Below are 11003 nucleotides of genomic sequence, written 5' to 3'. Positions count from 1 at the left end.
AGTGGGATTCATTTTCATCCCAAAACACAAGGTCTACATGATAGTGGTTATCAAGGAATTGACCAATATCATAACATCGGCGACATCATTTGCTATTTCGGCGACATCATTTGCTATTTCAGCGACATCTACGGCTGAGTACGCTGGAGCAATTGCTGATTGCGTTCATTCTAAAACAACTTAAGACAAAAACCTAACTAACCTTGATATTCCATGAACACTACAGGAACTCTAAGCAGCCTTTTAGCCAATTGCGAGAATCTAAATTTTCCCTTGAGCGTAGATAAGCCACTTGTCTGAGGAAATTGTGGCAAGTCTTCAAAAGATATTGGCACAAAACCAAAGCGACTGTAAAACTGCGCCAGTCGCTGACCTAAACATTCCAGATAAAGTGGCTGTGTTGCTGTCTTAATCAAATGCTGCGTTAGCAAAGTAGCCAAACCGCGACCTCTCCAAGCTGATGCAACCACCAAACTACCAAGTTCTTGTGCCCCTGAGAAATTGCGTAGCTGTCCACAAGCTACCAGATTGCGTAGGCTTTGCCCGCCGTAGGTCTTACCCTGAGCCTGTCGTTCGCGCAGCGTCTCGTAGAGAAGGGCATCGCATTCAATTACCCAAAATTGCCGCCAGTTTAATTGGGTTGGGTCGAGTTTCGCTGAGAATACCAGCAATCGAATCGACCACTGATCCGCCAAGCTTGCCTTGCGAAGGACACATCCAGATGGTAACGATAGATTGCTCTGGTTCATGAATTATACTTTGATAGTTATATCTCACAATCATCACACCATATTATTCACTTACCTCATTTGCCATTTCCTGTCAACTATCAATAAAGCAACTTCGACATCAAACCCGTTCCAAGTTCTCCCTTAACCACAGCAAGCGTTTTCAACTTAACAAATTCCATATTTAGGGATTTTTGTCAGCATACATGAGTAGTAAGAAACAATACTTCCGATAGAGGAGCGAATCAACCATAACTAGATTCTGGATAGATACACTCAAACCCCAAATTTTCTTAAAATAATCCCAAGAATAAATGATTAGGGATGTAATCATGGCTGAACAAGAAAAACAAAAACCTAATAATCAAGAAAGTACGCCTAGTGCTTCTGGTGGCTACCAAACCCCCATCGACGAAGAGATCCGCAAAACTGGTGATGCTGAACAGAGTAATGCTAAAACCACTGCTACACCAGAAGCACCAGGCGAAGATCCTGTAGCAGGTAGCCCTAATCAGGGAACTGAGTCACGTTAATTGATTTGAATTTTCTCAAATTTCAATAATCTAATTACGCTTTTTCTAATAACCCGGATTTAGTAAACTTTGAGTGGAGAGTTGTGGTTGAGATCACGATTATCCACTCATTTTTGTTGTGTGAAAATCATTTTTAGAGAGGTGGGGGCTGGTGTGGTAAGTGCGTTAGCCAACATCTGTCCGTAGGCATCGCTTTCGGATGATGGCGTTATATCTGGAGTTTGTCAGCATAGCGTTAAGCAGAAATCGCCTACCTCTGAAAATCTGCTAAACTTCACGATTCTTAATCATGACAGCTTCCTCGTGTGGCTAACAGAAGTCCTACAATCCAATAGGGTAGACTTCTTGCATAAATCAAAAAAAGAACCCCACCCCGCCTTTGACTTACGTCAAATTCTCCCCTAAGAGCCTGCTCTTAGGGGCTGGGGGTGGGGTGTTAGGGACTTTTGCAAGAGGTCTGCTGATCTGAAAGTGGTGATTTTTTCCAAAGCTCATCTGCATAAAAAGGTAGTCTTCGTTGACTAGCAGTTTTTGATGACCATGTGCAATATGTTATCTATTTTCTCTGATCACTTAATCCTTAATAACTACCTATACAGAAAATGCCCCTTAAAATCGTCCAGAACTTTGATAGCAGTTTCACTCTTGAAGCACAAGCTCAAGAAACTCTATTCGATTTATTGACAAGCGTTGCTTTCTTAAACCAAATTTGTCAACAGTTGCAGTGTGAGCAAATTAAATTTACAGAATTACTTTTCCAACCAGTTCCTTACAGCTTAACTACCACTAAAGGAATGCCAGCAGAATTTGAAAAATATCATGAATCTGATGAATATGCGATCATCAACGTCCCACCAAATTTCATGTTTAGTGCTAAGATTTTTAAACCCAGTCGCCTTTGTGCAATTTACCAAAAATTTGGTAGGGGATAATTTTGAAGATAATTTTTTTCTAATTAGCAATTCTCAATTCTGAAGGTAAATAGTAAGTTTGATATTTGATGTATGGCTCTTGAAACGAATTTCTCTTCTTTGGCATCTCTAGAATACATTCCTTACATTGACGATCGCGGTCAATTACCCGAACAATTTCAGAGTAAAATCGGGGTATATGCTATCTTTGACCAAGAAAAAATACTTCAATTTGTCGGATACTCCCGTGATGTTTATCTCAGCCTGAAGCAGCATTTAGTCCGTCAGCCACAGCAATGCTATTGGGTGAAAGTTCAAACTATTGAACGTCCTAGTCGCACAATTTTAGAAAATACTGAAAATGCTTGGATTGCGGAAAATGGCAGTGTGCCTTGGGGAAATGGAGATAATAAGGAAAAATGGACTCATCCCATTGATGTGAAAGTGATAATGACACCTGAAGAACAGGCAAATTATCAAAATCCAGCTAATGATGAATTAGCACAGATAAAAATTATTAAAAATGTGGCACGGAGAGTAGAAGCAGAAATTTCAACCCAATTGCTAGAGGTGCGTGGTTTGCAAATGCAAATTCGCTTCAATCCTAAATTGAAAGAAGAAGGTTTACTAGATTTGAAATGAAGGTAGTTATAGGAAAAACTCTTGTTGGGTTTTACTTCGTTCAACCCAACTTACTATTATCGTTAACCAAACATATTGCCTTGCTTTACCTCCGTGGATTAATCCAAAATCAAGGGTTTTCCTAACCCCAACAGCTATGCATCCCTACTCCCAAGTGGAGGCATCTCGTAGCAAATTAGGAATTTCCCCTTGAGATAAGGGAAACTCTAGCAAGGTTTCTCTATAACCCAAATAGCCAGATTCAGCAAAGGACAAAAGCATTCTCGAAAGTGCTAGCCAAACCTCCGGTTCGTATTCCCAATCACGATAACGCGAAGCTTTACCGGCAATTGAACGTAGCGCCCAGAAATATGAATTTCTCACTACAGAGCCACCTTTCTTAAACTCTGGCAAATCTTCGTGGTGGATAAAAAGTATTTTATTTTCTATTTTGGCTCTCATAGCAATTTGGGATTTTAGATTAAAAGTAAATCTTAAGTAGGGCGGATTACGGCTAAAGCTTAACGCACCATCTTGTATGGTGGTGCGTCGTCTTTACCAAAAAACTGTTTCCAGAATCTCAAACAATACTATTTATCCCAATAATATAGAGACTTTGCAATCACAAAATCTCTACATTTAATACCTAAAAATTGGCGCTTAAACCCAGACGAAAAGTGAATCCAGGGCTATATATGCGATTAACTCGTTCATATTGTTCACCGAGTAAATTTTCTAAATAAACTGTTAGTCCTAAATTGCTAGTTAGAGGTATACGACCGCTTAAATCTAAATTCACAAAAGACGGTGCAAAATCTGTAGGCTTGTCACCAGGGTTAGCAAAGATGGATCTACGAGCGCCACTATTATAAGTAACATATAAGTTAGCTTGCCAACCTGTATTTTGATAACCCACACCAGTTTGAAGTACAGAATAGGGAATCAAACCCAACTGTAAACCTTTTTCTGAGCCTGTTTTTATTTGGGAATCTGTATAAGTATAGTTGAGGAAAGTTGACCAGCCAGCCGCAATTTTTAATTGCAAAGCTGCCTCTAAACCATTGGTATCTACTAGCCCAATGTTTGCCCATTTTCCGGCGATAACTCCCAAGCGATCGCCTATACTACTACCAAAGTAAGTAAACTGTCCAATCAGATTTTCCGAAAAATTGACATCTACCCCCGCGCTCCAAGTAGAGCCAGTTTCCGGTCTTAAATCAGGATTAGGGTCCCAACCATGAACTGTATCATAAATATACAACTGATCTAACCCAGGATTGCGTTGTCCCCCTGCCCAACTTCCCCGCACTGCTACTATCGGTGTGACGGCATAACGTAACCCAACACTAGGGTTAAGATAATTTCCAAACTGGCTATCAAAGGTTTGCCTTAGCCCTAAATCTATCAGAAAATTCTCGCCAATATTCCAAGTATTCACAGCAAATAAAGCTGTATTGAACAAACTCCTATCTTCAGTTCCGTTTTTGGCAATACTAGTAGGATTTGTACTCAAAACATCACCGGTTAAGTCGGTGTTTTTCAAATCTAATCCCCAACGCAATTTATTATTAGAAGTAACTTTCCACTCATGCTCTACCCTGGCTGTAAGTTGTTGTGTATCTAAAGCTCCTGTACGGTAAAATGCTCCTGTAGGACCATAGGTGCTGAAATAATCTTGGTTATAACCAATTGAGGTTGTCAGATTAGAGCTTTCCCCATTACCTAGCCGAGTTTTCCAAGATAAGCCAACGTTTAAACCATCGTGATCTAATCTATCTCTTTGGAGAGGGAACCCAAAATAAATTAAGCCGCGACGACTACTGAGTTTAGTAACATCTAAATTCAAAGAATTTTTTTTATCTAAATCTACTCCAATGCTACCAAAGTAGGTACTTGTAGCTGTGTCTGCATTTGATAAAAACCCCTGATTATCACGATTTGCGGCACCTACGGGGACGCGGTAACGGTTATCTGTAAACAATCTCTCAAAGCTGAAGTTATACTTGACATTATCAGATGAACCACCATAGCTCACCTGTTGATTATTTAAACTCAATGAGCCAAATTCTGCACTAGCGCTCAATTTAGGTTTGCCATAACCTTCTTTGGTGATGATATTCACAACTCCCCCAAAGGCTGATGAACCATACAATGCGGAGGCTGTGCCACTATATAATTCCACTCGTTCAATAGCCTCTACGGGGATACTATTTAAGTCAGTTCCACCATGATAAGTGTTGACATTATTGTTAATTGGTCTGCCATTAATCAAAAATACAGATTGATTGATTGAGGCTCCCCGATAGTATGTACCTGTGTGAGTATCTGCACCATGACCTACATCATTGATCGCAAAACCAGGCATTCTTTTCAAAATATCGGCTAAACTTGTAGCGCCCTGCTTTTGAATTTCTTCTTGATCAATTACGTAAGTTGGAGTAGATTGAGGTAGGTTGTCTGGTTCTCCGATCGCTTCTATGGAAATGTCTGGCTCATCGCTCGGAGTTTGCTCTGTTTCTGGCTGATTCTTTGGATTAATTTGACTCGGTGTCAATTGTTGAGTTAATAATTCGGCATTAGTGGTGGGTAGCTCGATTTCACTCAAACTCGGAATAGCTGAAATGACTTTGGTTGATTTATCAGTATTTATCTGCTTAATTTCACTCTCAGCAGCAAAGCTAGGAAACGATATCAATAAACTCGGTAAAGCAACTTTTAGTAACAAAAAATTCTTTTTCACGTTCTCTTTCACAGCCAGTAAAAATAGTCACTACGTAAGATTGTTGCTCTAATAGTAAAATCATGTCAAAAGACACGCTGTCATATTTCTCCAGTTCAGATGAGACTGTTGGTCAATTCACTATGGGTTAAACCTACGACAGATGTGGTTCAAATACATGAAAACTGCTGTAATTAATATTACATTAGCAAAATAATGCTTGCACTCATCGGGCACTCAAATCAGGTTTAATCCGTCACAATTAGCCATCATGGACAAACTTTAGTTGAAGCCAGGTTAGTTGTGAGAAAACAATTAAGATATATCCTTGAGCAATGTTTTATCAGCGGACTTGGTGGCGAGGAAGCTTACATCAATCTGATTGGCGTAGAAAATTTCCGCATAATCCATAAATTGCAGCAAGTAGCTGGGGGATTGGCAACTTTGGATATGGGTCAGTGGTGGGGTGGTGTGCGTGTACCAATGACAGGAATTGCCGTAGTAGGTATTGCTCCAGAATATCGTGGTTCGGGAGCTGCGATCGCTCTCATGCAGCACACCCTCAAAGAACTTTATGCTAGGGGCGTAGCAATTTCCGCTCTTTATCCAGCCGTTCAAAGCCTGTACCGAAAACTTGAGTACGAACAGGGAGGTAGCTGGTGTATTTGGGAAGTTGCTACCAGGAATATCCAAGTGCGGGAGCAACCTCTACCTCTAGAACCGGTAGTTCCGATTAATCATCAAGTCTTTCATCAACTATATCAGCAGCAGGCGAGACAAACGCCTGGATATTTAGACCGACATCCAGCAATCTGGGAGCGCTTAATCCAACCAGATGAGAAGGAAATAGTCTATGCCTATTTTATTGGTACTAAAGATCAACCTCAAGGCTACATCATCTTTACTCAAGAGCGAACAGAGGATGGTGAAATCCTCTGGGTAAAAGATTGGGTACTCCGCACACTTGCTGCTGCACAAACCTTCTGGTCTTTTCTAGCAAATCATCGCTTTCAAATTCACCAAGTAAGATGGAATAGTTCAGCGATTGATTCCCTGACATTGCTACTACCAGAGCAAACTGCCAAGATATGGCGTGAGAGTCGTTGGCTGCTGCGGGTAATAGATGTAGTCAAGGCGCTAGAGGCGCGGGGTTATCCACCGGGAATCCAAGCTGAACTGCACTTAGAAATTCAAGATAATTTGCTAACTGGAAATAATGGTAAATTTATTCTTTCTGTCGCCAATGGACGCGGTAAAGTCACAAAAGGCGGAAAGGGTGAGTTGCAGCTAGATATCCGGGAATTGGCACCATTGTATACAAGTTTGTTTACCCCCTACCATTTGCAACAAGTGGGAAAACTGAATGGTACAGAAACAGCTATTTTAGGAGCTACGCAAATCTTTGCAGGTAGCTCTCCTTGGATGGCTGATTTCTTTTAAGGGGAGTGGGGAGTGGGGAGTTAGGAGTTTTCCTCTGTATGCAATACACCTACCGCGTGGTCTATTTACCTGAAAATAGCTGTAATTACCCTGACTTACGCACAAGCAACGGAAAATCGTAGACGCATTCGCGGAGCGTCTCGTAGAGAAGCGGCTTGCCGCAGGCTACCACAGAGGACGCAGAGAAGCCAGTGCGTTGCGGTGAGGCAGTCCCTGGGGGTTTCCCCCTGGCTGAAACTTTCGTTAGCCAGGGGTAGTTGATCATTAGATACTCAAGATATCTATAATTACGTAGCGATCAACTCAGAACCGGTTTCCGACGGCGCACTATCCTGGACTAGCGATCGCGTTTCACCATTTCGCTGGAGGATACCGCCAATCATTGCCAACAAAGCGTTCACCTTGCGAGTTCGCCACATATCTACGAGTGTTTGCACTTTATTTGCAGACATCCGTCGCATCATTGCTTCGTAGAGATAAGCAGCATGTCCAGTTTCATCTTCGGCAATACAAAGCATTCCTAACTTCAAGTTACGAGCGGTTGGATCGTGATCGGGTAATACTTTCGCCATTCGCGCAAAGTCTTTGCTAGCATCTAACTCCAGAATGTATGTGCTAGCCATAAACACATCCCAATCAATCACAGCAGGTTTAAGCTGTTCTTGAGTGTAGCCCTCAAAGAACGCTGCAAAAAAGGGACTACGCTGTTGTGCTTTGTTTGTGGATGTAGTTTGGGGTTGACGCTTGAAATCTATAACTTGTTTATTCACCTTTTGTAAGGCGTGGGCAAAAATTTGACCATGCCTAGTTTCATCTGATGCATGTTTTGCTAGTTTTTCAGCTAGCCATGTGTCACCTTCGGCGGCTGCGCGATCGCCAAGTGCAGATAAAAATGGCACAGAGCCAGATTCAGCCAACTGAAACCCCGCAAGGATGTTAGGGCGGGTTTTAGAATCACGAATTTGAGCAGCAGAGTAATAGGCAAAGACACCAGAACCAGCTAGATGCAGAACGTGAGTCAAGAAGTTCATCAGAAATTCCCGCCGACAATTAGAAGGTTACAATTCTTATACTAATCTGCTTTTTATCTTCGGTTGCTACCAGAGGGTCTTACTATTTGGAATTTGGAATTGCCTGTGGCAGTATGTAAAGGGTTAACAAAAACATCTTGGCATTTTGCTAGTATCATCCCACAGAGGTAATGCAGGTAAGTTTGGATGGAGAAATTAACTAAACCAGTGCGATTTTGGCTTTGTGCAACTATCATAATTTTGGGGTTGATCGGCTGTGAGCGCTTTGTCGCTACTTCTGGAGACGCGGTTGAGCGAGTGAGTGATGGCGATACTTTAGTAGTTAAAGATGCTGATGGCAAAAATTTTAGTGTGCGCTTTGCTTGTATAGATGCGCCAGAAATAGCTCACACTAAGAAAGAAAAGCAGAGTAAAAGCGCTAGCGATCGCAATCAATTTACTTGGGGTATAAAAGCACGAGAACGGGTGCAAGAACTAGTGCAACAAGGAGGCGATCGCGTGACTTTGAATATCACTGATAGCGATCGCTATGGACGCAAAATTGCCGAAGTCCGTTTAAAAAATGGCACTTTTGTCCAACAGGTATTGTTGCAAGAAGGTTTAGCAAAAGTCTATCGTCCTTATTTAAACAAGTGTCCTAGTAAAAACTTAGTTCAACAAGCCGAAGTTGAAGCGAAGCAACAACGGCTTGGTGTTTGGAGTGATACTAAATTTGTGAATCCTTGGGAATATCGCAGCCTATATAAGAAGTAGAAACTTGAAAACTCCTACTCTTCTCCCCAAGTTTGCAATTGCAAATACACTAATACCAGCGTCACAGCTAGTAACACCGTTGCGGCTGCTGCTGCATAACCAAAATCAAATTGACCAAAAGCCTCTTGATAAATGTAGTAAACTAGCAAGTTAGTCGAATTCAATGGTCCACCACCCGTCATCACATAAACTTGCTCAAAACTCCGTAATGTAAAAATCGCGGTAGTGATGATTGCAAATATCACAGTCGGGCGCAATCCCGGCAGAGTAATATACCAAAATTGTTGCCAAGCATTTGCTCCATCTAAATCGGCTGCTTCATAACGACTCGGAGGAATTGCTTGCAACCCTGCTAAAAAAACCACCATATTGAAACCTAATTGTTTCCAAATACTCATTAAAATAAGTATTGGCATTGCCCAAAATGTGTCTCCTAGCCAGGATATGCTTGGAATGCCAAAAAAATCTAAAAGTCCGTTAACTGGCCCTGATGTTTGAAACAGCCAGCGAAATCCCAAACCGGCTGCCACAAGTGAGATAATTGAAGGCAGAAAATAGGCACTTCGCAGGATTCCCCGTAAGGGAATCGAGCGGTTTAATAGCACTGCCAATCCCAAAGAGATAACTAAACTGGGAATGATCGTGGCAACAGTAAAATAAAAGGTGTTACCCAGAACTTGCCAGAAGTCGGGGTTGAGTAGCAAGCGCCAATAGTTTTTTAAGCCTATCCAATAAGTACCTTTTAATGTGAAACTACCAGCAGTGAAACTGAGGTAAAACAAATAGGCGATCGGCCAAATGATAAAAACGCCCAGCAAAATTAGTGCTGGTGCGAGAAAAATCCAGGCCGCTACTGTATCATTATCCAACCACGACTTACTATATATTTTTCGCATCTATTATAATTTTTCCTCTTAGCTGTTATGACTCTTTGCCCTGATTCTACCCTTAGCTTGGGTAAGCTCTTGGTTCATAATTATCTCTAGTTGGAGTTTTTACTTAAACTAAGTTTTGCACATACTTGATCAAGTGTATATTTTCCCGGTTCGTGAAACTCAAACCAATCCCAGATGTAATTTCAATGCCCCATCAATTAGTACCATCATATCTTCATTTAAACTATTTAATACTTCACCAGTAATTCGTTGCTTAGAAATTGTTCGCACTTGCTGTGCCTGTACTTTAGAAGGCTTCGTTAAACCACTAACCTCTGGATTAAGCAAAACTTCAAAGGGATAAACACGGCTCACATTAGAAGTAAGCGGTAAAATTGTCACAGTGGAACCAGCACTATTATTTACATTATTACTGACAATTAACACTGGACGACGTTTACCCATTTCTGAACCCATCACCGGACTAAGATTTGCGTAATAAATATCACCACGTTTCATCTGTTAAACCATCTGCCACTGTCACATCCCAATCGTTGTCAACTTCAGCAGACGCTTCTCGGTAAGCTGCCTCTAATTCTCGGTTTCGCAGCAATTCTAATGCTTCTTCAATTACTTGAGAACAAGATTTACATCCTTTATTCCGCTTGTAATTTTCGACAAACTCCACTAAGGAATGTGGCAAGGAAATAGAGAGTTTTTCTACATTCATCTTCCTACCAATTAGTAGTAAAAATAATTCGTACTAATATGCTAGCTTAATCTCAAAGCCCAGCAGATCCGTTTGGCTAAATGGCTGTAACTACAATTTGTCGTTACAATCAGGTAAACGTAGCTGTGTTTCGGTGATGGAGTTTGAATGGGATGAAGCAAAACGTCTTACTAATCTTCGCAAGCACGGAATCGATTTTATCGATATCTTAGCAGTATTTGATGGAGACACGGTGACGGTTGAAGACGATCGCTACAGCTACACAGAGCAGCGTTTCGTCACGTTTGGCTTGTTGCAAGGGCGAGTCGTTGCTGTTGTCCATACAGATCGTGATGATTTAACCCGCATTATTTCTGCAAGAAAGGCAACCAAATATGAGCAACGAATCTATTTCGAGCAACTCTCAGACTGATTGGCAACGGCTTGATGCTATGAGCGATGAAGACATTGATTTATCAGATTGCCCGGAAATTACACCAGAACTGTTTGCCAAGACTACAGTTAAACGGGGTTTACCTGCGGCAAAAAATAAAGCACAGGTGACGTTACGCATTGACAGCGATGTATTAAAGTGGTTTAAGTCGCAAGGACGGGGTTATCAAACCCAAATCAATACTTTACTCCGAGCATATATGGAAGCTCATCGATAGTCAGTAAATCGA

The 11003-nt window shown here is 41.4% G+C and carries 14 protein-coding genes; 7 read left to right on the top strand and 7 right to left on the bottom strand.

Annotated elements, in window-relative coordinates:
- Positions 1–197: 197 nt before the first annotated feature.
- Positions 198–749 (bottom strand): GNAT family N-acetyltransferase, encoded by a 552-nt coding sequence (locus HWQ38_RS34855; protein ID WP_292803268.1) that lies wholly within the window; start codon positions 747–749, stop codon positions 198–200.
- Between the two features lie 311 nt (positions 750–1060).
- On the opposite strand from HWQ38_RS34855, the gene HWQ38_RS34850 reads away from it, so the two are divergent.
- From HWQ38_RS34850 to HWQ38_RS34840, 3 genes are all read left to right on the top strand, one after another.
- Positions 1061–1261, top strand: a complete 201-nt coding sequence (locus HWQ38_RS34850) for a hypothetical protein (RefSeq protein ID WP_292803265.1) — start codon at positions 1061–1063, stop codon at positions 1259–1261.
- A gap of 602 nt (positions 1262–1863) precedes the next feature.
- Positions 1864–2193 carry a hypothetical protein gene (locus HWQ38_RS34845; RefSeq protein WP_292803262.1) on the top strand — a complete coding sequence of 110 codons (330 nt, stop codon included), beginning with the start codon at positions 1864–1866 and terminating at the stop codon, positions 2191–2193.
- Positions 2194–2265: 72 nt separating this feature from the next.
- Positions 2266–2814: a GIY-YIG nuclease family protein gene (locus HWQ38_RS34840; protein ID WP_292803260.1), complete on the top strand. Its 549-nt coding sequence runs from the start codon at positions 2266–2268 to the stop codon at positions 2812–2814.
- A gap of 144 nt (positions 2815–2958) precedes the next feature.
- Here the strand turns inward: HWQ38_RS34840 and HWQ38_RS34835 are convergent, their stop codons facing one another.
- Both HWQ38_RS34835 and HWQ38_RS34830 read right to left on the bottom strand, forming a co-directional pair.
- A complete protein-coding gene (locus HWQ38_RS34835) occupies positions 2959–3255 on the bottom strand; it encodes a hypothetical protein (RefSeq protein ID WP_292803257.1) in 297 nt (98 codons plus the stop codon).
- A gap of 184 nt (positions 3256–3439) precedes the next feature.
- Positions 3440–5533, bottom strand: coding sequence for a TonB-dependent receptor (locus HWQ38_RS34830; RefSeq protein ID WP_292803254.1), 2094 nt, complete (start codon positions 5531–5533; stop codon positions 3440–3442).
- A 282-nt stretch (positions 5534–5815) separates the two neighbouring features.
- Between HWQ38_RS34830 and HWQ38_RS34825 the strand changes: the two genes are divergently transcribed.
- Positions 5816–6952, top strand: a complete 1137-nt coding sequence (locus HWQ38_RS34825; RefSeq protein WP_292803249.1) for a GNAT family N-acetyltransferase — start codon at positions 5816–5818, stop codon at positions 6950–6952.
- 287 nt (positions 6953–7239) lie between these two features.
- Here HWQ38_RS34825 and HWQ38_RS34820 read toward each other — a convergent pair whose 3' ends face one another.
- Complete coding sequence (locus HWQ38_RS34820; protein WP_292803245.1) at positions 7240–7983, bottom strand: ferritin-like domain-containing protein; 744 nt, start codon at positions 7981–7983, stop codon at positions 7240–7242.
- 186 nt (positions 7984–8169) lie between these two features.
- On the opposite strand from HWQ38_RS34820, the gene HWQ38_RS34815 reads away from it, so the two are divergent.
- Positions 8170–8736 (top strand): thermonuclease family protein, encoded by a 567-nt coding sequence (locus HWQ38_RS34815; protein ID WP_292803242.1) that lies wholly within the window; start codon positions 8170–8172, stop codon positions 8734–8736.
- A 14-nt stretch (positions 8737–8750) separates the two neighbouring features.
- On the opposite strand, the gene HWQ38_RS34810 is transcribed toward HWQ38_RS34815, so the two are convergent.
- The 3 genes from HWQ38_RS34810 to HWQ38_RS34800 form a co-directional block, all read right to left on the bottom strand.
- A complete protein-coding gene (locus HWQ38_RS34810) occupies positions 8751–9632 on the bottom strand; it encodes a carbohydrate ABC transporter permease (RefSeq protein WP_292803239.1) in 882 nt (293 codons plus the stop codon).
- A 159-nt stretch (positions 9633–9791) separates the two neighbouring features.
- Complete coding sequence (locus tag HWQ38_RS34805; RefSeq protein WP_292803237.1) at positions 9792–10130, bottom strand: type II toxin-antitoxin system PemK/MazF family toxin; 339 nt, start codon at positions 10128–10130, stop codon at positions 9792–9794.
- The gene (locus HWQ38_RS34800; RefSeq protein WP_292803234.1) at positions 10117–10341 is read right to left on the bottom strand and encodes a CopG family transcriptional regulator; all 225 of its coding nucleotides are present in this window, start codon (positions 10339–10341) and stop codon (positions 10117–10119) included. The genes HWQ38_RS34805 and HWQ38_RS34800 overlap by 14 nt, the downstream gene beginning before the upstream one ends.
- Before the next feature lie 97 nt (positions 10342–10438).
- Between HWQ38_RS34800 and HWQ38_RS34795 the strand changes: the two genes are divergently transcribed.
- Together HWQ38_RS34795 and HWQ38_RS34790 are read left to right on the top strand one after the other, a co-directional pair.
- The gene (locus tag HWQ38_RS34795) at positions 10439–10753 is read left to right on the top strand and encodes a BrnT family toxin (protein WP_292803231.1); all 315 of its coding nucleotides are present in this window, start codon (positions 10439–10441) and stop codon (positions 10751–10753) included.
- Positions 10716–10991, top strand: a complete 276-nt coding sequence (locus HWQ38_RS34790; protein WP_292803229.1) for a BrnA antitoxin family protein — start codon at positions 10716–10718, stop codon at positions 10989–10991. Before HWQ38_RS34795 ends, HWQ38_RS34790 begins: the two co-directional genes overlap by 38 nt.
- Positions 10992–11003: the final 12 nt, after the last annotated feature.

Source organism: Nostoc sp. NMS7 (genome assembly GCF_017115085.1).
Lineage (GTDB): Bacteria > Cyanobacteriota > Cyanobacteriia > Cyanobacteriales > Nostocaceae > Nostoc.
Note: the sequence above shows the minus strand (reverse complement) of the source record. Positions and strands in the feature narration are given on the sequence as shown.